Below are 20314 nucleotides of genomic sequence, written 5' to 3'. Positions count from 1 at the left end.
TAGACTAGCGCTTGGTTGGTTATGTTGGAAGAGTGTTGCGAGTCGCGGGTCACTGACCTAGCATTTGCTCAAGTACTTACGCGTTCTTCCCCCAGACGCTTCACGTCGCGACATCGGGATCGACACACCGTTGCCCGAAGACTAGGGAAAGGTACATACGGTGCACCGCTCGGTGTTCAACCTGGACATCACTGACTTCCGGCCCATGAACAGCCAAAGCCCTCAACGCTTCCTTCGATGGATTACCCGGTCGTTTCACGAATCGGAAAAAACAGCTCCAGGTATCGACGAAAATACTTCCTCGAGGTTGCAATCCGGCCGATCGGGCGACGGTCACGGCATCGACCTGATCGGCGCCTGGTACGCAGTCGGCGTCACTGGGCACGACCAGTTCCGCGCTTTCTCGCTCTACGAATGCCGGGGCGGGTGGAACGGAGGATGGCGGGAAATGATGGCCCTCTACGACGGGGTCCCCGACTCGATGTTCCTCTCATCGATCGACAACGTCCGTTTCCAGGCCACAACCCTTCCTTTGGTCGCTGCGCCCGGAAGTCCCAGCACGGAAGAACTCGCCTCCCGACTGACTCAGGGAAGCTATGCGTTACTCGAAATTGCTGAGGTCAAATACGGTTCGGCACTCGACTATCTTGCCGCGGTACAAGAGCACCGTGTTCCAGTCCTGGCGGATCACGGACATGAACTCGTCGGCCTCTACGAGGTGGCCTTCACAAGGTCGAAGGCGGTCAGTCTGTGGGCAACCGATCTGGACGGCCATGTTTCCGTGCTGCGGGCGCGCGACGCCGCACTCGGACTCGACTCCGAAGTACCGCCCGATGAACGTCTGCTCGACTGGGATCGACTCGCCGCCGAATTCCTCATTGCCCCCACCCGAGACCTGTACCTGGCGGGATATCCGGGACCGATGCTCAGCGGTCCACGAACACCAAGTCGGTTCGATTCGTGAGTTTCTCACGGAGTTCGTTGGTCAAGGTCTTACTGCGCATTCCGCGCACGTTCTGACCGCAGAGTCGCGGTAACGACAGGCGATGGATCAGCGGTCGAAACTCCCCTGGTCGCGTGTGCCACCGCTCATGTGTGCTGATCGCTGTCCACGGATGCCGCCGAGCGTGTGAAGGCGGTTGCCGGCGCTGCGCAACGAAAACCTCGAGACCAACGGTGCACTGACCGACGTTCCGATCCTGTTTCTGTCCGAAGGGAGCCAACCGCAGCTTCGTTGATGAGACATGGTCCCACTGCTGGTCGACGACACCGGCGTCGGATCACAGACTGGCCACGCCGTTCGGAACTGGCCGACGATGCGAACGCCGGACCGTCACCGACAAATCCGCTTGGAGCATCCGACACGGGACCGCCGGTTGCTGGCGGGGACGAGGCGCGGGCGATTCACTGCAGGACCCGATTGTAGAGACCTGTGCAGAGGTCCACGGTCGATTGCGAACGCAGCGATGTCCGCGGTCCCGGCCGAGGGTTCCCGGAGTCGAAGGACACATTCGACCCGAGACATCCGGACGGTACGTCCGTACCGCCGCGTCCCTGTCAGTGGCGAGCGCCTGCCTACAGCGACGGTCGCTGCTTGTGTACCTCGAAATCAATCACCGAAAAGGCGGTCGTCTCGTCGAACACACAGCGGGGATGGTGGGTCCAACGATAGCCACGCGGACGTCCATAACATCCACACCCGTCCTGCCGTGGAACTCGGTCCGAGGAAAGCCCCAGCCTGCGCCACACCCTGTAGCGCAGGCTGGAAACCGACGGTGTCGATGGCCGGACGCCAATCTGAACATCGAGAACGCGGCCGTCAAAGAACGAAGCTGTTCTCCCCGTTGAAGAATTCAGTAACCACCCTGGACCGAGAAAATTCGGCGCGGGTTGTGGATGAGCATCGTATCGATTTCTTCCTGCGACACGCCACGCTCGAGGAGTGCGGGCACGACGTCCTGCGGGATGTGCGTCCATCGCCACCGCGGGTTCATGGTCCGCCTGCGAACCGGATCCGACATGTCCGAGAAGCAGGAGGTGTCATGCGACAGAACCATGCGGTCTGCATGGCCCCGACGGCACATCTCGGCGACGATCTCGACCCGCTTGTCGAATGCCACCGTCTCGAGCCCGAACCGGTCCATGCCGAGGTAGGAACCCTCACCTACCAGTTCCTCGAGGTACTGGTAGTCGTCCGTGTCTCCCGAATGCCCGATCACTACTCGCGTCAGGTCGACACCTTCCTCTTTGAAGACTTTTTGTTGATCCAATCCACGTCGCAGACCCGAGTGAGTATGAGTCGTGATGGGGGCACCTGTTTCGCGATGCGCGTGGGACACGGACCGGAGAACTCGGTCGACATCCTTCGTCAGTCCGGCCTCGTCGGTCACGCACTTGATCATCGCGGCTCGTACCCCGGTACCGCTGATTCCTTCGCAGATGTCACGGACGAAGAATTCGGCCATGCGATCCGGACCGCCGGCGGGGGTCCCCGGCCCACGGTAGTGGAAGTACACTGGGAGCTCGCTCAGGACATATGCCCCGGTCGCAACGAGAATGTTGATGTTCGACTTCTCTGCGACCTTTACAACCCGGGGAACGTATCGTCCGAGTCCGAGCACCGTCAGATCGACCAGCGTGTCGAAACCTTCGGCTTCCAATGCTGCCAGCCGCTGCACGGCTTCGGCGATCTGAGCCTCTTCATCCCACCGTTCCGGATAGTCCGGCCAGTTCTGCTGCACTTCCGGGCTGGTGACGAAAATGTGCTCGTGCATCAACGTTTTGCCGAGTTTGTCGACAGTGACGTCACCCTTCGCAGTGGGGACGGTCGGATGAGCGGTCAACATTGACTCCTCTGATAGATCACACGGGTGCTGATCAACCTGACTCGCATTCCGCGATCAGATCGGCGCCTGAGGGTGAACAATATGGTTCTGGGCATGCCACGGCTGGTGCGCCTGAAATCCACCGTCGACGATGATCGTCTGCCCAGTGATGTACTTCGAGTCGGGTCCCGACAGAAATTCGATCACGGAAGCAAGATCGTCGGGGTCGGCGAAATCGTCGACAAGAAGGTTCGCATCATAAGCAGCCAGCTTGTCGGATGACAGATTGCCTTTGGCTGTGGGGCTCAGGATCAGACCGGTCGCCACCGCGTTGACTCGAATCCCGCGCTTGCCGTGAGACGTGGCAACCGAGCGCGTGAGCGAATACTTCGCGGCCATCGACGCAGCGTAAGCCACATGAACTGTGTCGCCGCTGAACCCGGAGGTGGACCCGACGTTGACGATCACGCCGCCTCCCGACCGCTGCATAATGGGAACGGCACAGCGTGTTCCCCACACCGCACCGTAGAAGTTCACCGCGAACGTCCGCTCCCAGGTGTCCTGGGGCGTGGACTCGATATTGATGTCCGCTTGCTCGACTCCTCCATAAGCGACCGCGTTGTTGACGAGAACATCGATTCGGCTGAACTTCTCGTCAGCACTGGTGATGAGGTGCTCGACCTGAGTCTCCACTCCGACGTCCGCAACAACGGCGTGGGCAGTACCTCCGGCGGCCGTGATCTCGTCTGCAACCTCGATCAGCTTTTCTTCCTGGATATCGTTGACCACCACCGCGGCGCCGCGCTGGGCAAGACGAAGCGCAACTGCCCGCCCGACGCCCTGCGCCGCTCCTGTCATAATGACGACTTTGCCGTTCCAATCGCTCATGGATCTCCTTCCATCTGGATGCCAATGTGAGCATTCGATCCGTCCGCCCGCACCACCCGGTCGGAATGTCGTGACCGTCCTATCGGTTACGAACCGGCCAGTTTCTCGACAACCGGGATGAAGGTTTCGAGGTCCTTGTCGTTGTGCAGGACGAAGTAGTTGAGGCCGTGCGTGTCTCGCCAGTATCGAAGCTTGTCGACCATTTCCGAGACGTCCCCCAAGAGAACTTGTGGCGTGTCGTTCTGCTGGGACAGGTTGACAGCGCTCCAGTCTTCTTTGTCCTGGGGCACTCCGACCTGCTGGATGCTCGTCCCGATGCCGATATCTGCGAATCGCTCACCGGCGGACGCGCGAATGGTCTCGATCTTCCCGAGGAACGACTCGAGGCCGCCGTCGCTCGCGTCCACTGCAGTGCCGTCGGCCTTCACACGGAGGGTGAGGTTGACATAGTCCGCATACTTTCCGGCAAGGCGTAGCATCTTCGGGCCACCTCCGGGAAAGAGGAACTTCGGGAACGGCTTCTGAATCGGTTTCGGTTCTTGCACAAGCTCGTTGATCTGGTAGTACTCACCGTCGTAGGAGAAAGCTCCCTCACCCCACACTCCGCGGAGTACATCGAGGGCTTCGACAAACCGATCGAACCTGACTTTCGGCGGATCGAAACTCATCCCGACCCGGTCGTATTCGTCACGCATCCAGCCGGTACCCAGCCCGACGTCGACTCGCCCGTCCGAAAGTACGTCGAGAGTCGCCAGCTCTTTGCCGAGTACTACGGGATGCCGGTAGTCGTTCGAGAATACGAGAGTACCGATCCTGAGCGTGGAGGTGGCGGCCGCCGCAGCCGAAAGCGCTGCAATCGGAGCGAATCGTGGCCCGACGAAGTGGTCCGGCATCAACAAATTGGTGAAACCGCTCTGCTCCACCAGTCGAGCACGCTCGGCCCACGCCGCTCCCGAGTCCGCTTTCCGTACAACGACTCCGAACATGAATGGTTTCGCAGTGCGGTTCTCTGCCATGCTGGTCATCCTTCTCTGATCGTTTCAAGGGTGTCGTGTGCTCGCGGAGCCCCGGCTTGGGCCATCCTTCGAACCGCCTCGAACATGTCGGCGATCGCACGCCGACTGGCGCTCGCTCCCGGAACCAAAGCGGTGAAACCGTGCGGTACTCCGGGGAACGAATGGAGTTCCACGTCCACTCCTGCTCTCATCAACGCGAACGCGTACTCGATAGCTTCGTCGTGCAGGCAGTCCAATCCCGCAGCCGCGACGTACGCCGGCGGAAGTCCGGTCAAATCTTCGGCCGCGCAAGGTGATGCATATGCAGTCGGCGAATGTCTGCGATCACCGAGATAGTGCTCCCAGCATACTTCGGCATCGTGGGCGTTGAAGACATGTGAATCCGCAAGCTTCACCATCGAGTGTGTGCTGAGGGTCGAGTCGATGAAAGGATAAAGGAGAATTTGCCCATCCAGTACGCCGAGTCCCTCGTCGCGAAGACGAAGCGCGACTGCCGCCGCCAGGCCGGCGCCCGCACTCGCGCCGCCGATCAGCACCGTGTCTCCACCGCGATAACCGAACGCATCTTCTCGCATACCGGCATCCGCAAGAGCGTATGCCACCGCGCAGCAGTCGTCGAAGCCTGTGGGGAAGGGGTACTCCGGTGCCAGTCTGTAGTCAACGGAGACAACAGCAATGCCCAAGTCCGAAGCAAGACGCGCACACAGAGCGTCATCCTCTTCCGCCGAGCCGATCACGTATCCCCCGCCGTGCATCCACAGCAACGTCGCGGCATCATCCGCCATTCCGACGGATGTGTACACAATGACGGGAATGTCATACCCATCGGGACTTCGGACCGTGCGCACTCGGTGCACCGTCACGTCTGCGGGCAGCCTGGAAGACCCCGATTGCGCTGCAGCGGAACGCATCGCGGCGCGCTGAGCGTGCGGATCTTCGAACTGAAGAGCCGGAAACTGCGCCAGTACGTCGGCGAACTCGATGTCCACCTGTTCTCCTCGAGTAGTGTTTTCATCCGTGCTGTGATGCATGATCACCGGGCTGCCGTGGCACCGCCGTCCAGCACCAGGTCGGCGCCGGTCATGTACGACGAGTCGTCCGAAGCGAGAAAAACAGCGGCCGCGGCAACTTCTTCGGGTTCGCCGGGCCTGCGGAGCGGTGTCCCCAGCCAGAGTTCTGCATTTCTCTGCTGGTCGAGAGGGATATTGGCTCCCAACATCTGCCCGGTCACGGCTCCGGGGACCAGACAATTGACCCGAATGTTTGACGGCGACAGCTCCGCCGCGGCAACGCGTGTCAACCCACGAACACCCCACTTCGACATGCCGTATATACCGTGTTCGGCATGGCCTGTGACTCCGGCAGTCGACGAGACATTGATAATCGAGCCGCCGCCGGAAGAAATCATCAACGGCGCTGCTGCCCGAATGCCGAGGAATGCACCTTTCAGATTGACACCGACGATTGCATCGAAGGCATCGCCGTCCTCTTCGAGGAGCGTCCTCGTCCGGTAGCGTGCGGCATTGTTCACCAGTACGTCGAGACGTCCCACGTCCTGTGCGACGCCCTCGATGACCCGAGCCCACGAGTCCGCGCAGGACACGTCCAGCTGTTCGAATCGGATGTCAGGGCCGATCTCTCGTGCAGTGGCACGACCTGAGTCCGCATTTACGTCACAGATGATCACCGTCGCCCCCTCGGCGGCGAAAGCCCGTGCCTCTGCAGCTCCCTGACCTCGAGCGCCGCCAGTGATGATGGCAACCTTGCCTTCGAGTCGGCTCATACCGATGCCGTCACCTGGCGGCGTTCAGCCGCCGGCTGGCGGAAATGGGGAATGACATGTTCCCCCCACGCTTTGATCGTTGCCATGCATACGTCCTGAGGAACCGTACCCATCTGGATGAGACAGAGCACTTCATCGACGCCGATCTTCTCGAGTTCCTCGACGTATGCGATCGCCGTGTCGACCGTCCCGTACGCATGATCGATATTGAAATTGGCTGCGGCAAGCGAACGTTCAGAGTACTGTGGGCGATCGCCGCGGTCGAACGCGGCTTGTTCTGCTTCCGCCTTCGCTCGCATGTACGCGATGTTGTCCTCGTCGACTGTGTCGCCTGTGGGAGGCTTCGCGCCTCCCAAATGCCAATACCCGATCGATTCGCCGAAGAACCGCTGGCCGCGGGCACCGATTTCCTTCGCCTGTTGTTCGTCGTCAAGCACGATCGTCGGGCACAACGCGACAAAATTATCGTTCACGACGTCGGACACGAGCTTCTCGCCGGTACGGCTCCGGACTCGATCCCAGTACAGTTCGTACTGCATTTTGACGCTGTCCAGTCCCCCGAACCCGAAGACGAGCGCACCCACCCCCAGATCGGCGGAATGCTGCACAGTGTCGGGTTTGGTGCTGGCCAGGAAGAGTGGGGGGTGCGGGTTCTGGATCGGACGGGGAAGCACACGCAATGGTGAGTTGCCATTCGGTGCCTGGATGTCGAGCAGCGGACCATGGTATTCGAAGTCCGGAGAACGCCAGGCTGCGGAAATGATGCGCAGCGCTTCTTCGACCTGTGCGGCTGTTTCTGCCGGGTCGACATTGCACATTGCCGCTTCCTGCAGTGTTCCGCCCCGTGCCGCGCCGAGGTTCAGGCGGCCGTTCGACAGGACGTCGAGCATCGCGGCGCGTTCGGCGACGCGTGTCGGGTAGTTGAAGTTGAACGGCATGCAGACGGCGCCGTGTCCGATCCGGATGCGTGAGGTCTTGGCCGCAACCGTAGCCAGGAACAATTCGGGGGCCGACATGTGCGAGTAGTGCTCGAGGCCATGGTGCTCGACCGCCCAGATACCGTCGAATCCCATTTCTTCGGCGTAGACTGCCTGCTCGATCGAATCGAAGTAGGTCTGTCGCTCCTTCTCCGGTGTCGGATCGGCGATTTGAGCCTCGAAGATCATCGAGAACTTCATGGTTCGCTCCTATTCGAGTTCGGTGCGCTATTTGATTGAGCGCTTGCTTGTTTGCTTGTAATGGGTGTGCGCAGCGTGGCCGATCGGGAGTACACGAGTATTCAGCAGACGCGCAGCGTGCGGCCTGCACGAGCAAGTGTCGCGACGCGACGACCCAGGAGGCTCAAGCTCGACGCGAGGGCCACGTCCCGGAATCGGGGGCCGGTCGAACCGAGGTCCACATCCACCGTCTTCTCGTCGAGGACCATCCCGCCTCCGACAACGTAAGCACCCATTTCCCGGATAGATCTTTTCAACGCGGCCAGATCCGCGGCCGACTCCCGAGGATCCCGTCCAGAGACAACCAACCCTACGGCCCTGGAGGAGAACAGCGATCGAGCGCCGTGGCTGTACACCAGGTGCCGCACGTCGTCGACAGTCGCCCCGGTAGCGCCGGACTGCACGATGAAGACGGCCGCATCGTCGCAGACTCGACCGTCGGACGCCTTTGCCGACGCGCCGTGCAGTGCGTCGAGCACCGCATGGGAAGCAGCTGCCAGCCCCGGCCATGCGACCCCGCCCGCCGTGCGCGATCGGTACACGAAGGACGTGACGCAGACTGCGCCCTCCCGCAGAGGGTTCCGAGGCGGCAGATACGCCCGCGACGTCAAGTGGTCGGACAGCGCGAACGCCCCTGTGGGCATTGGGCGAGTAATCCGGGTCGAGTGAGTAATCGGCATCGTGTCGAACTGTGTGGACATGCGACCTCCAGGAATTGGCATCTGTCATGTAACCCCCATCACAGAATCTAGTCAAGAGGCAGTGTGTCTAGTGAAGTAAGAACGCTGAACGTAACTACCCATATTGGACACACTGGACATCCACCCGGGCGGAGCACGGCGATGCGCCAATCGCGTCGCGCTATCAGATGAGCAGGATGCCTACATGAGCGATGGCGAGAAGGTTCAGGACCGTGCCCGTCAGAAACGTCAGACTTCCCATTCGCGTCAGCAACCTGACACCCGAAATCCAAGGCGCAGTGATCAGCGGTCCGACGTTCATCGTCAGCAGAGCCCTGCGAAACTCGACGGCCGGCGCGTGCACTTACATACGCCCACCAGATGCACGTCCCCGGTCGTCGGCGCGGCCAGGACGACATACTGGTCACGCAGTGTCCAGTGGTTCGAAGAAGGGTCACTTTCGGCCGTACCGCAGTTCATTCGCGGGGTCTGGTTTGATCGTGTCGGCGCAGATTGCCCATCGCGATGGCGAACTCGTGACACCCACGGTAATCCTGACCGCCGCGCTGATCGAGTCCGTGCGACGAAACAATGAAAGGTCGAACCTATCGATCACGAATGGGTTCCTGATGAAACCACACAGGTTGCCTCATCTCACCTAGCCGGCGTTGCCCGGCATCTCGACCTTCGCGCGGTCCAAGGCCGAACAGAGGTCAACAGGGGTCTTCGACGACGTTACGGACCTCACCCATGCTCAATCCACACGCTCTTGTTTTCGAGCCATTCGTCCAGGCTTGCCGGACCATTGGAGGTACCGGTGCCGCTCTCCTTCTGTCCACCGAAGGGCATTGCCCAATGAAGACGCCGGTACGTGTTGATCCAGACGCTACCGGCCGACAGACGCCGACTCATGCGATGCGCAACGGAGAGGTCACTCGTCCATACCCCGGCAGCAAGCCCGTACGACGTGTCGTTGGCAAGAGCGACAGCTTCCTTCTCCGACTCGAACGGTATCGCAACTGCCACCGGACCGAAAATTTCTTCCTGGCACACCCGGAGGGTGTGGTCCTCGGTCGCAAGAAGTGTGGGTTCCACAAAGTACCCACCGGCGTGAACACTGTCATGCGGGAAAAGACTCGGCCCCGATCGTCCGCCGAACAAGAGCGTCGCGCCTTCACCGACTCCGATGTCGAGATACTCTCGGACCTTCTCGTACTGGACATCGAAGGCAAGCGGGCCCATATCGGTCGCTGCATCGAGTGGATCACCGAGCACCATGCTCTCGGCCTTATGGCGGAGCTTCGTGACGAAGTCGTTGAATATTTCACGCTGAACGAGGATTCGTGAGCCGGCGATACACGCCTGGCCCGCGCTGGCAGTGAAAATGCCCGCGGCAACGCCCGCAGCTGCCGCGTCCAGGTCCGCGTCGGCGAAGACGATGTTCGGTGATTTCCCACCGAGTTCCAGGGCGAGCGATTTGATATTGCCGCTGGAAGTCTGGATGATCCGTCGCCCGGTTGCGGTCGAACCCGTGAAGCTGATCTTCCGAACGTCCGGATGCGCGACGAGCGCTTCTCCAGCAGTGTGGCCTTCCCCGGTGACGACGTTGACGACGCCTGGGGGGATACCCGCCTGCATCAGCAGATCGGCGGCTGCAAGGACTGATACCGATGCTCGTTCCGGAGGTTTGACGACGATCGTGTTTCCCGCGCCGATGGCCGCGGAGACCTTTGCGAGGAACATCGCCAACGGAGCGTTCCACGGAATGATTAAACCCACGACACCGAATGGCTCACGCAGGGTATAGGTGGTGGCTTTTTCCGAAATGAGGACGGATTCACCGGAAATGGTCTCGGCAAGACCGGCGTGATATTCGATCTGCATGGCCGCGCCGGCGACAGCCGGTTCCGCCTCGCAACGTGGGCGTCCATTGTCGGTCGCATCAAGGCGCCACAGTCGATCCAGATCGTCACGAACCAGCGACGCCCATGCTCGCAAACATGCTGCCCTGGATGCCGCCGGCAGTGCCCGCCACGACTCAGCGGCTGCCGTCGCTGCGGCAACGGCCTCGTCGATGTCCGCTGCGCCGCCTGCCGGGATCCTTGCCCAGACCTGTCCGTTCGCAGGATTGACACTGTCGATCCATTGCCCATTGGCTGCCGGTCGGTGGCGCCCTCCGATCAGTTGCAGGCAATCCACTGGTTGTGCACGGTCAGACATGTCGGTTCCTCCGCAACGGTGGTGTGTCGGCTGGGGGTTCATGACGGTCGGTCAGGCCGTCGATCGTGCTGCGGTGCCGGCGTTCACATCGATGACGCTTCCGGTTATATGCGGTGTATCCGGACCGACGAGGAACATGACGGCCGCAGTGATTTCCTCCGGGCGAAGCAGCGGAACAGGCTGGAGATGGTGCGTCATCAACATCGGAGCGACATCGTCCCAGGTCGGCTCGTCCAGATCCGGTCTCATGGCACGATAGAGGGCTTCATTGTGCACCATCGCGGTCGATGTGTTCCCTGGTGCTACGCCGTTGACGTTCACGCCGAACTGGGCGAGGTCCTGCGCTGCCGTCTTGATCAGACCGATGACCCCCCATTTCGACGCAACGTACGGGGAGGAACCCGCGACGGGGGTGCGTCCCTGATTGGATGCGGTCACGACGATCCTCCCGTAGCCGTTCTCGATCATCTTCGGGCTGACCGCACGCAGACTGTTGAATACACCGGTGAGATTGCTGCCGATGACCTCGTTCCACACAGCGAAGTCCGCATCCTGGATCGATCCGCCGCCGTACACTCCGGCGTTCGCAACGAGAATGTCGAGGTGGCCGAATCGGGCAGTCGCCGCGTCCACCGCCGCACCAGTCTGTTCGGGATCGCTCACATCGCATACGATGCTCAAAACGTCGACCCCCTTCTCCCGCACCAATTTCTCGGTCTCGCGAAGATCATTGGGGCCGGCTTGTGGGTATTTGATCGCCGGGACATCCGCACAGCGATCGATCAACACTACGTCGGCACCCTGCTCGGCCATCGCAAGTGCATGCGAACGTCCTTGACCGCGTGCACCACCGGTGATGACCGCTACCTGTCCGTCCAAATATCCCATTGCGGTCACATCCGTTCTGCTGGAGTCGATTCGACAAGGTCGCCGAACTGTTCGACCAGAGCACGTCTGAGCAACTTTCCTTTACCCCCTGAGCCATCATTGGCATGGGGAAGCTCAGCGGTGATCACCACCTTGTCCGGATGGGCCGAAGGCGGGAGTACACCGTCCAACTTCGCCATGATGTCGTCGGAGTCGAGGACCGAGTCTTTCTCCGGTGCGACCGCCAGGAGAATACGGGTGCTCCCTCCCGATACGGGGACTCCGACCGCGCCGGCTTCCGCAACCCCCTCGATCCTCGAGGCTGCGTCCTCGATCTGAGCAGGCAGGACCAACTCTCCCTCGCGCTCGATGGCGTCGGTCCGTCGTCCGAGCACAGACAACCGTCCGTCACGATCGATCGAGCCCACATCCCCGCCGACGAACCATCCGTCACGCAATGCCTCGGCCGTTGCCTCCGGTTGATGATCGTATCCGGCCATCACGTGCGGTCCACGGATCCTTATCTCTCCCACTCGATCGATCACCGGTACACCGGATGAGTCGACGACACACACTGCGCCATCCGATCGGGCCCACCCGACGACTCCGTCGGGAATTTCACCTTTGTCTCGCCGCGCGATGACGCTGTAGGGCGCTTCCGTCTGCCCGTAGTAACCGAACAATGCCAAGTTCGGCAGTCGTCGAGTAATTTTCGCCTGCAGCGAGGGAAGCAGTGGTTCTCCTCCGAGCATCGCCACGCGCAACGTGCTCAGATCGGCGGTCTCGTGAGCGGTATTGCTGAGCAGCTCCGAGAAGAAGCTCGGCGTCACGCTGATGTGGGTGATGCGCTCCCGCGGCACCGCTTCGAGGAAACGCGCGGGACCGAAGTTGTCCTCGAGGACGAGTCGGATACCCGCCGCGACGGCCGGCGCCGCCACAGCGATGAAACCCACACCCCAGATGATGGGACCGGTTCCCAAGGCAGCGTCTCTGCCGGCAGGCACATCGAGCCATAAGCCTCGGGCTATAGCGAGCGCCGAGGCATGAGTGTATCGAACTGCCTTCGGCAATCCTGTGGTCCCCGACGTGAAGAACAACGCCATCAGATCTTCTCCGGCTGCGCCCAAGGAGGGTTCTTCCGAAGTCGCGCTTGCGATAAGAGCGTTCAGGTCGACGGTGTCGGTCACAGTTTCCGATACGTCAGTACGGATCCTCACCCAACGTTCGACCGCCGTCAGTCTCGGCCGCAACTCGGCGATGAGGTCGTGGAATTTGGCGTCGTACACGAATGTAGTGGCATCGATTCTCGATACGATTTGTTCATGGACGGACGCTGGCCAGAAAGGGTTGAGCGCGCACAGGACCGAACCGATCTTCGACTGGGCGAAGTACACCTGCGCGACCGACAACGTCGAATCGAGCAAGGTCGCAACTCGTTCCCCCTGACCGATACCCGCAGCGAGCAGTGCATTCGCCGTCTTGTTGACCATTCGGTCCAATTCCGAGTACGTAAGATGCTCGGTTCCTCGATAGGTCAACGCGGGAGCATCGGGCGCTCGATCACGTTGGGTCGACAAGGTCGCATACCCGAAGTTCGAATAGGGAGAGAAGGTCATCGCGGATATCACCTGATTCACAGTCGGTCACGGGTCGGGGGGTGCCGGCTACTGCCCGGGGTAGCCGCCTCCCCCGTGGTTCTTGTCGAGTAGGTCGTAGTCCGGCACCATGCCGCGCATCGGAATAGAATCGACGAAGACGACCGCCCGCGGCTTTTTGTAGGAAGCAACAGTTCGGCGAACGTGTCCGATCAGATCCGATTCCGAGACGTCGGAGCTCTCGTTACGCACGACGACCGCTACAACCGATTGGCCCCAATCGTCATCGGGACATCCGATCACCGCGGCAGCATTTACGTCCTTGTGCGCCAGGAGCGCCCGCTCGACCTCTGCGGGGTAGACGTTCTCACCCCCGGACTTGATCATTCGGAGCTTGGGGCCCACGAAGGAAATCGTGCCATCTCGTTCCCGTCGGCCCAGATCTCCAGTGTGATACCAACCGTCACGGAACTTCTCCGCGTTGAGCTCGGGCCGATTCCAGTAACCGGAGAACAGATGCGCTCCTCTGGCTACGATCTCGCCGACCTCGCCGTCCACAACGTCAACACCATCGGGGTCAACGACTCGGACCTGGACGAGTGGGCTCGGTCGTCCACTGGTGCCGATGCCGCCGATTCCGAGCGCGTGATAGGTGAGCATGCCTGCCACCTCGGTCTGTCCGTAACCGTAGTTGGAGCGGCCCCAGGGGCTGTCGTCGATGGTGATCATTTCGTTCCAGCGATCGTCCCCCGGAGCGAAAGACAGGCTGCTCAAGTCATACTGTTTGTCACTGTTCGCGGTTTTCAGTCGTTCGATCATCGCTGGGAACAGCATTGCTCCCTGACACCGCTCCCGTTCGATCAGCGCGCATGCGTCCTCCGGATCAAAGTCGCGGAGGATGACATTCGTGCCTCCCGTCACCAAAGTTGCGATCGCGAACATCATGGTTCCCACATGGAACATCGGTCCACTGTCGAGGAAAACAAAGCCTTCCTCGACCCTGCGCTGAGCAGCCAGAACCAGACTGTGCTGGATCAACGCCCGTTGTGAGAGCAACGCCCCGTTCGGGCGACCGTCGAAAGCAGCGGTGTAGAGCACGAGCACCGGATCGTGCTCCGACACCGGAACGTTGCGGGCGTCGAACCTGCCGTATCGTAGCCAGGGTTCGTAGTCATCGTCGGAACCGCCACAGCGAACCCACCGGATTGAGGTGCCGATGCCCAGCACTTCCGGAGACGCCGTTGCGATGTGGGGCTCCCAAAACACAACCGGCGGCTTCAAGTCGTCGATAAGGAAGCGGAACTCGTCACAGCTCTGACGCCAATTCGCTACGCAGAGTGCTGCTCCGATTCTGCTGGCCGCGATGAGCAGCTCGATGATCTTGTGAGAGTTCGCACCGATCCACAGGATGCGATCACCGCGACGTACTCCCTCACGGATGAGCGCGTTCGCCAGCTCCGTAGTGGAGTCGTCGAGTTCGGCGTATGTCCGTCTGAGATCACCGTCGACGACAGCGACTCGATCGGCACGGCTCCGACGATGTTCCTGCACGATATCGGCAAGAGTCAGCTCAGTGTGCACGCGACGTGCCTTTCACAGGATGCGGAGATCCCAGGTCAGCGGAAGGCGGGAATAACTTCCTTGGCGAAGAACGTAATGGCCTTGGCCATGTCCTCGAACGGGATGTGGCGGGTGCTTCCGAAGTCACACATCAGGTGGTTGAATCCGAATTCCTTGAGCATCGCTACCTGACCGATGACCCGCTTGGGGTCGCCGATCACCTCGAGCTGCTCCCAACGGAAATCGTTACCTACTTCTCCTCCCTTGAGGTAGCGGCCTTCCCAGAATTCGAATCCCTTGGCGTACGCCCCCGTCTTCGAATCGATTGGAGCGCTCTGCTCGTTGAAGATTCTCGCGCGATCGAAGCCGGCTTCGAACTGTGCCTGGTCGGCCTTCGCTTGCTCGACTGTGGGAGCCAGCCACACCGACCGCGAGACCACAAGATCGGTCTGTGAGGTATCGAATCCGGCTTCTCCTGCGATCCGGTGCCAGGTATCTGCAGCATTGCGAATTTTGGTGAAGGGTGCCGCCGGGTCGGCAAGGATGGGAAGTCCCCGCCGAGCATAACGCTCGACGGTTTCCGGACTGACCGCAGCGACGTACACCGGGGGGTGGGGGGTCTGCAGAGGTTTGGGGGTCAGGGACACGTTCCCACTTCTGTAGAACTGCCCTTCGTGTTGGAAGGGATCCTGTGTCCACAGACCCGTAATTGCGTCGAGTCCTTCATCGAATCGATCGCGAGCCTCCGCGAGGTCCATACCGAAACCGTCGAATTCGATGCTCTGGTAGCCCCGACCAAGTCCGAGGTCGAGCCGTCCGCCGGACAGTACGTCGAGTTGCGCCGCTTGCTCGGCCACATGGATCGGGTTGTGGAGTGGCAGAACCACGACACCCGTCCCCAATCGCAATCGTTCGGTGCGTGCCGCGAGGTAACCGAGCATCGTAAAGATGCTCGGCACGGTTCCGTAGTCCCGGAAGTGGTGCTCGGATACCCACACACCATCGAATCCGAGTTCTTCGAGGAGATCGGCGACCCGGAGGTTGTAGTCGTAGACCTCCTTGATGGAATTGTTGCGGTCCGGCCGGTGAAACAGCAGGAACGCCGAGAACTTCATCGGACGGGGCTCGACAGGAGCATTCATGTATCTCACCTTTCGACGGTTGCGCCACTGTGACGCAACCTGCGCCGGGCAGGCGCGTGACATTGGTTCGTGGGCAGATGGAACTTCATCGGTTGATGACCGATCTACCGAAGACCTCGATCGACTTCAGGAGTGAATCGCGATCTGTTCCGGAGAACGGCACCGACAGCCAATCGACTCCTGCCCGGCTGTAGGTCGTAATCTCGTCTCCCAATCGATCGAACGCCTCGTGGTCCGGGTTCTCGGTCATACGCATACCGAATGGGACGAAGCACACTTCGGGCCTGTCCCGTCCGGCTTCGCGCGCGCCCGAGCGCAGGTAGTCGATGCGTTCGGCGAGTTCCTCGATCGTTTCCAACCCCGGTGTGCGGGTGAGTTTGGAGGCCGCCGCCGGCTGTGGCATGGGCATCCATCCCTGACCGTGTTCGATCGTCCGGCGGATGGCCCGTTTACTGTTTCCTCCGAACCAGATCGGAGGATGAGGTTGCTGCACGGGTGCTGGACGCATGGTGTGCCCAGCCACCGAGTACGGCGGATCCTCGACAGTGACGGATGTACCGGACCATGCCTGCTTCATCAGGCGCAGCGCTTGGTCGGTGCGCTCGCCCCGATCGTCGTACCCTAGCCCGAGCGCCGCGAACTCCGAACGGAGGTATCCCACGGCCGCTCCCATAATTACCCGGCCTCCCGACAACACGTCGAGACTGGAAATGGATCTCGCTGTCAGGAACGGATTGCGGTACGGCAACACGAGAATATTCGTCAGCAACCTGATTCGAGATGTTCGTGCTGCGGCGAATGACAGAGCAACCATCGGGTCGAGAGCCTGATGGCCCCCACGTTCGAGCCATTTGTCCTGCGGAAATGGATGATCCGTGACTGCGACGGCATCGAACCCTACGCGCTCGGCAGCCTGCGCAACTTCCGCCACCGCGTCGGCGGTCAGGAACTCCCCGGGCCGATCGACCTGGTCGGTGGGCAATCCAAGTATGTACCGCACGAAGCCTCCTCGATCTTGATCGCAGACGGAACCGAACGCCGTCTACTTCGGCGCCAGCACCGAGCCGGGGAACGGTGCGAGCAACGTCTCACGCCACGGACCATCGAGGTACTGCCGCGCGGTCTTCCGCCATTCCACGAGACGCGGGTCGGCTTTCGCTTCGGCATCGAGACCGACCGCAGCATCGTAGGCTCGCTGGGTTTCGAGGTGGCTGTCGATATCAGTCCCCCAGAAAGTCGCGACTTCGGTATCCGACAGCATCACCTCGTACAGGCCGACGAGTCGGTGTCCATGATCGGCGAGGATGGGTGCCCGTTCCTCCCTGACCGCGGCGAGGTAATCCTGAGCTGCACCCGAACGAACCTGCGCGATCTCGTGGAGGAAGAACGGCGCTGTGTAACCTTCGGTTCGGAGCGCCTGAAGATCGGGCGTACCGTGCACCGCGCCCATGGGTCGGGAAAAGGCCTTGTGCCTGAGGTTGTCGATGCTCGACAGGAAGAGTTCAGGTTTGACGCCGTTGTAGATCTCCAGCTGCTGGCGCCATCCGCCGTCCCAGCCTCCGTGACAATCCCACAGGGTCACCGCTTTGAACTGCTCGTGTCCGGAAATCCCGATTGCGTAGAACGCTCCCACGAGGTCGATAGCTTTGGAGCGTACCGAGTGCCCTTGTGTCAGCTCGGCTTCCGATCCGGGCCTCTGTTCGTCTTCCTTCTTGTAATCCACCAGCCACTGCAGGTACTTCCGAGGGTCGGTCGAATTCATCGGATGGAAGTAGACCTCTTCCATGAGATAGATACCGCGTGCCACGTCGACATCCTTCCGTTGACGCAAGCAATCGCTTGCTCAAATAAATCTACGAGGTTTCACCGATCGGGTCAACGCGAACTTTCGAGCCGCCTCACCAGGCGCATATGGCATACGACCTCGCACAGTCCGAGCATCTTTGACACACGATCACGTCCGCCTTAACGTATCAACCAAGCGCTCGCTCAAACAAGGGATTGGCGTTGATGACATTCAGAAGCCAGGACACGACCATTCTCATGAGGCACCGCCGTGCGTGACCTCACCGCCATTGCCGGAATAGGCGCCACCCCCTATTCGAAGAACTCCGGTGTCAGCACCCTCGAGCTTGCTCTACGCGCCATATGCGCCGCCCTCGAGGACGCAGGACTCGACCGTTCCGACCTCGACGGACTCGTGACCCACAGCGTAGGTGATGCCGTGCCTGCCGCCGCAGTGGCTCATTGCCTGGGCGTGGACGATCCGAAAGTTCTACTCGACCTCACAGGAGGAGGCAGCATGTCCGCCGCCACCGTCGGTGCCGCCGCGATGGCTGTAGCCAGCGGACAAGCCGAGGTGGTGGTGTGTTACCGCGCCTTGAATGCGCGATCCGAGTTCCGGATGGGTGGTACCGATCGTGCAGTTCCCACACTCGTCGAGTTCCAGTACCAGGTGCCGTACGGACTTGTCGCGCCTCCCCAGCAGTACGCCCTGGTTGCTCGTGCATATCTCTCACGGTCCGGAGCCTCCGCCGAGGATCTCGGACGGGTTGCCGTAACTCAACGCGCACACGCGCAGTTGAACCCCCGTGCCATGATGACCCAACCGTTGACGCTGGACCAGTATCTTCAATCACCCTTCATCAGCGAACCACTCCGACTGTTCGATTGCTGTCTCGAAACCGACGCTGCTGTTGCGCTGGTGATCACCTCGACCGAACGGGCGCGCGACCTCCGGACGAAACCCGTGCTCATCAGTGGAGCCACAACTGGAGGTGGGCACAGCTTCTTTTCAGGGAGCCGCACCGACTACTCCACCAGTGCTGCACGCGAAATGGCCCCACGCTTGTACTCGAAAGCAGGTATCGGTCCAGATGAGATCGACGTCGCGGAGCTCTACGACGCGTTCACTCCCCTCGTCCTCATGCAACTCGAGGACTACGGGTTCGCAGCCCGCAACGAAGCAGCGGCCATGGTTGCCGCCGGCGAAACAGCACTGACCGGCTCGCTGCCCGTCAACACGCATGGCGGCCACCTCTCCGAAGGTTACGTCCATGGCCTCAATCACGTAGTCGAGGCGGTGACACAACTCCGCGGTGCGGCAGGACCTCGCCAGGTCGCGGAAGCATCGACTGCATTGTGCACTGGCCAACCCGGGTATGTCTCTGGAGTCACCTCCGCATTGATCTTGAGGAGCGAATGATGACCGCGTACGGCGACCGGGACTCCTCAGTATGGTGGAAAGCAATCAGCGAGCACTCGCTGCTGGTCCAGCAATGCGCCGCATGCGCCACGTTGCGTTGGGCACCGCGCGCCCTGTGTCCGGAGTGCGGTTCCTTCGAGTGGGAATGGCGCCCTACCGATGGAACGGGCACGATTGTAAGTTGGACTGTCAGTCATCGCGCCTTCCTGCCGGACCGGTCCACTCCGTTCACGGTGGTCCTGGTCAGGCTGAACTGTGCGCAGAATCTTCTCGTTCCGGGTAGCTGGAGCGGCGACCCGGTCGGCACGGATCTCACGGTCGGCATGCCGGTACAAGCCCGTTTCAGCGCCGTGCAACCGAACCCGGCCGAGCCCCAAACGATCATCACATGGACAGGTAAACCTCCCCATCACGAAGTCTGACGATGAAACGGATCTCCCGATGACGTCGACGAATTCGATTCGCACTCCCCAACCCCAGTTCGGTGTGCCACCATCCGACAGCTCCGAACGGCGCCAAGCAATCCTGGATGTGGCGGCGGCACTGTTCGCCGAACACGGCTTCGGCTCGACGACAGTACGTCAGATCGCCAACGCAGCCGGAGTCCGTTCGGGAAGCCTTTACCACCACTTCGATTCGAAGGAAGCAATAGTCGACGAGATCCTGTCACGGTACTTCGCGGGCATGCTGGCTACGTACCGTGACATCATCGACCATGGGGCAGACCCGGCGACCACCTTGCGTCGGCTCGTCGCAGCCGGCTTCTACACACTCGAAACGCACCGCGCCGCGATCACCGTCGTCCAGAACGAGCGCAGCCACCTAGGGCAAACCCCCCGGTTCGGCTACCTCATCGGCGCGGAAGACCACATTCGACAGATGTGGATCGGTGTCCTCGAGGACGGCATGGAGCAAGGCGTATTTCACCGAGAAATGGACCCCTCGGTCGTCTACCGTTTCCTCCGCGACTCCCTATGGGTCACAGTCCGATGGTTCACCCCTGATAGCCCCATACCGACTGCCGCACTGGCCGCTCAGTACCTCGAACTCGTCATGGGTGGCATGAACGCTCGCTCACGAACACATGAGCAGTCGGAACAGCCCGGCGCTTCGACAGAAGCCAGTTCCGCACCCCCGGCGCGAAATTTGAATTCGACTACGTCACAAGAACATTGAACCTTGCTCATCCTAACATGCCCGGTATGATCAACGTCACATCACGTGTGTCGGTAATAAGACCATTTCGTCCACCACTGGAAACGCTCTCCCGTCGGCAAGCCGATTCCTCAGGAAAGTCCAACCGAGTGGTGCGCGTC

The 20314-nt window shown here is 60.9% G+C and carries 18 protein-coding genes; 4 read left to right on the top strand and 14 right to left on the bottom strand.

Annotation, left to right across the window (positions count from 1 at the left end):
* Nucleotides 1-172: 172 nt before the first annotated feature.
* The gene (locus tag ACLBYD_RS25705; protein ID WP_447818621.1) at nt 173-964 is read left to right on the top strand and encodes a hypothetical protein; all 792 of its coding nucleotides are present in this window, start codon (nt 173-175) and stop codon (nt 962-964) included.
* A gap of 889 nt (nt 965-1853) precedes the next feature.
* On the opposite strand, the gene ACLBYD_RS25700 is transcribed toward ACLBYD_RS25705, so the two are convergent.
* From ACLBYD_RS25700 to ACLBYD_RS25635, 14 genes are all read right to left on the bottom strand, one after another.
* Nucleotides 1854-2846 carry a phosphotriesterase family protein gene (locus ACLBYD_RS25700; protein ID WP_447818620.1) on the bottom strand — a complete coding sequence of 331 codons (993 nt, stop codon included), beginning with the start codon at nt 2844-2846 and terminating at the stop codon, nt 1854-1856.
* A 54-nt stretch (nt 2847-2900) separates the two neighbouring features.
* On the bottom strand, nt 2901-3713 hold the full coding sequence (locus ACLBYD_RS25695) for an SDR family NAD(P)-dependent oxidoreductase (protein WP_447818619.1): 813 nt from the start codon (nt 3711-3713) through the stop codon (nt 2901-2903).
* An 86-nt stretch (nt 3714-3799) separates the two neighbouring features.
* Nucleotides 3800-4729 carry a TIGR03621 family F420-dependent LLM class oxidoreductase gene (locus tag ACLBYD_RS25690; protein WP_447818618.1) on the bottom strand — a complete coding sequence of 310 codons (930 nt, stop codon included), beginning with the start codon at nt 4727-4729 and terminating at the stop codon, nt 3800-3802.
* 5 nt (nt 4730-4734) lie between these two features.
* Nucleotides 4735-5718, bottom strand: a complete 984-nt coding sequence (locus tag ACLBYD_RS25685) for an alpha/beta hydrolase (RefSeq protein ID WP_447818617.1) — start codon at nt 5716-5718, stop codon at nt 4735-4737.
* A gap of 44 nt (nt 5719-5762) precedes the next feature.
* A complete protein-coding gene (locus tag ACLBYD_RS25680; protein WP_447818616.1) occupies nt 5763-6512 on the bottom strand; it encodes an SDR family NAD(P)-dependent oxidoreductase in 750 nt (249 codons plus the stop codon).
* Nucleotides 6509-7690, bottom strand: a complete 1182-nt coding sequence (locus ACLBYD_RS25675) for an LLM class flavin-dependent oxidoreductase (RefSeq protein ID WP_447818615.1) — start codon at nt 7688-7690, stop codon at nt 6509-6511. The genes ACLBYD_RS25680 and ACLBYD_RS25675 overlap by 4 nt, the downstream gene beginning before the upstream one ends.
* 101 nt (nt 7691-7791) lie before the next feature.
* Entirely contained in the window at nt 7792-8430 is a 639-nt protein-coding gene (locus ACLBYD_RS25670; protein ID WP_447818614.1) for a hypothetical protein, read from the bottom strand.
* 723 nt (nt 8431-9153) lie between these two features.
* Entirely contained in the window at nt 9154-10629 is a 1476-nt protein-coding gene (locus tag ACLBYD_RS25665) for an aldehyde dehydrogenase family protein (RefSeq protein ID WP_447818613.1), read from the bottom strand.
* A gap of 51 nt (nt 10630-10680) precedes the next feature.
* The gene (locus ACLBYD_RS25660) at nt 10681-11517 is read right to left on the bottom strand and encodes a mycofactocin-coupled SDR family oxidoreductase (RefSeq protein WP_447818612.1); all 837 of its coding nucleotides are present in this window, start codon (nt 11515-11517) and stop codon (nt 10681-10683) included.
* 5 nt (nt 11518-11522) lie between these two features.
* Entirely contained in the window at nt 11523-13112 is a 1590-nt protein-coding gene (locus tag ACLBYD_RS25655) for a class I adenylate-forming enzyme family protein (RefSeq protein ID WP_447818611.1), read from the bottom strand.
* A 48-nt stretch (nt 13113-13160) separates the two neighbouring features.
* Nucleotides 13161-14672: an AMP-binding protein gene (locus ACLBYD_RS25650; protein WP_447818610.1), complete on the bottom strand. Its 1512-nt coding sequence runs from the start codon at nt 14670-14672 to the stop codon at nt 13161-13163.
* 35 nt (nt 14673-14707) lie between these two features.
* Nucleotides 14708-15856, bottom strand: a complete 1149-nt coding sequence (locus ACLBYD_RS25645; RefSeq protein ID WP_447818609.1) for an LLM class flavin-dependent oxidoreductase — start codon at nt 15854-15856, stop codon at nt 14708-14710.
* Nucleotides 15857-15878: 22 nt separating this feature from the next.
* Nucleotides 15879-16793, bottom strand: coding sequence for an LLM class F420-dependent oxidoreductase (locus ACLBYD_RS25640; protein WP_447818608.1), 915 nt, complete (start codon nt 16791-16793; stop codon nt 15879-15881).
* Between the two features lie 42 nt (nt 16794-16835).
* Entirely contained in the window at nt 16836-17600 is a 765-nt protein-coding gene (locus ACLBYD_RS25635; RefSeq protein WP_447818607.1) for a hypothetical protein, read from the bottom strand.
* Between the two features lie 249 nt (nt 17601-17849).
* Between ACLBYD_RS25635 and ACLBYD_RS25630 the strand changes: the two genes are divergently transcribed.
* From ACLBYD_RS25630 to ACLBYD_RS25620, 3 genes are all read left to right on the top strand, one after another.
* Nucleotides 17850-18998 (top strand): thiolase C-terminal domain-containing protein, encoded by a 1149-nt coding sequence (locus tag ACLBYD_RS25630; RefSeq protein WP_447818606.1) that lies wholly within the window; start codon nt 17850-17852, stop codon nt 18996-18998.
* Nucleotides 18998-19420: a Zn-ribbon domain-containing OB-fold protein gene (locus ACLBYD_RS25625; protein WP_447818605.1), complete on the top strand. Its 423-nt coding sequence runs from the start codon at nt 18998-19000 to the stop codon at nt 19418-19420. Before ACLBYD_RS25630 ends, ACLBYD_RS25625 begins: the two co-directional genes overlap by 1 nt.
* Before the next feature lie 109 nt (nt 19421-19529).
* Nucleotides 19530-20174 (top strand): TetR/AcrR family transcriptional regulator, encoded by a 645-nt coding sequence (locus ACLBYD_RS25620; RefSeq protein WP_447818604.1) that lies wholly within the window; start codon nt 19530-19532, stop codon nt 20172-20174.
* The last annotated feature ends 140 nt before the right edge of the window (nt 20175-20314 follow it).

It is taken from the genome of Rhodococcus sp. C26F (assembly GCF_053345925.1).
The sequence above is the reverse complement of the archived record's forward strand: the minus strand, read 5'-3'. Positions and strand labels throughout refer to the sequence as shown.

Bases quoted from the DNA above. Each gene is read 5' to 3' on its own strand.
- ACLBYD_RS25690 (WP_447818618.1), bottom strand. From the start codon at position 4,729: ATGGCAGAGAACCGCACTGCGAAACCATTCATGTTCGGAGTCGTTGTA.
- ACLBYD_RS25675 (WP_447818615.1), bottom strand. From the start codon at position 7,690: ATGAAGTTCTCGATGATCTTCGAGGCTCAAATCGCCGATCCGACACCG.
- ACLBYD_RS25700 (WP_447818620.1), bottom strand. From the start codon at position 2,846: ATGTTGACCGCTCATCCGACCGTCCCCACTGCGAAGGGTGACGTCACT.
- ACLBYD_RS25665 (WP_447818613.1), bottom strand. From the start codon at position 10,629: ATGTCTGACCGTGCACAACCAGTGGATTGCCTGCAACTGATCGGAGGG.
- ACLBYD_RS25670 (WP_447818614.1), bottom strand. From the start codon at position 8,430: ATGTCCACACAGTTCGACACGATGCCGATTACTCACTCGACCCGGATT.
- ACLBYD_RS25660 (WP_447818612.1), bottom strand. From the start codon at position 11,517: ATGGGATATTTGGACGGACAGGTAGCGGTCATCACCGGTGGTGCACGC.
- ACLBYD_RS25695 (WP_447818619.1), bottom strand. From the start codon at position 3,713: ATGAGCGATTGGAACGGCAAAGTCGTCATTATGACAGGAGCGGCGCAG.
- ACLBYD_RS25655 (WP_447818611.1), bottom strand. From the start codon at position 13,112: ATGACCTTCTCTCCCTATTCGAACTTCGGGTATGCGACCTTGTCGACC.
- ACLBYD_RS25645 (WP_447818609.1), bottom strand. From the start codon at position 15,856: ATGTCACGCGCCTGCCCGGCGCAGGTTGCGTCACAGTGGCGCAACCGT.
- ACLBYD_RS25680 (WP_447818616.1), bottom strand. From the start codon at position 6,512: ATGAGCCGACTCGAAGGCAAGGTTGCCATCATCACTGGCGGCGCTCGA.
- ACLBYD_RS25625 (WP_447818605.1), top strand. From the start codon at position 18,998: ATGACCGCGTACGGCGACCGGGACTCCTCAGTATGGTGGAAAGCAATC.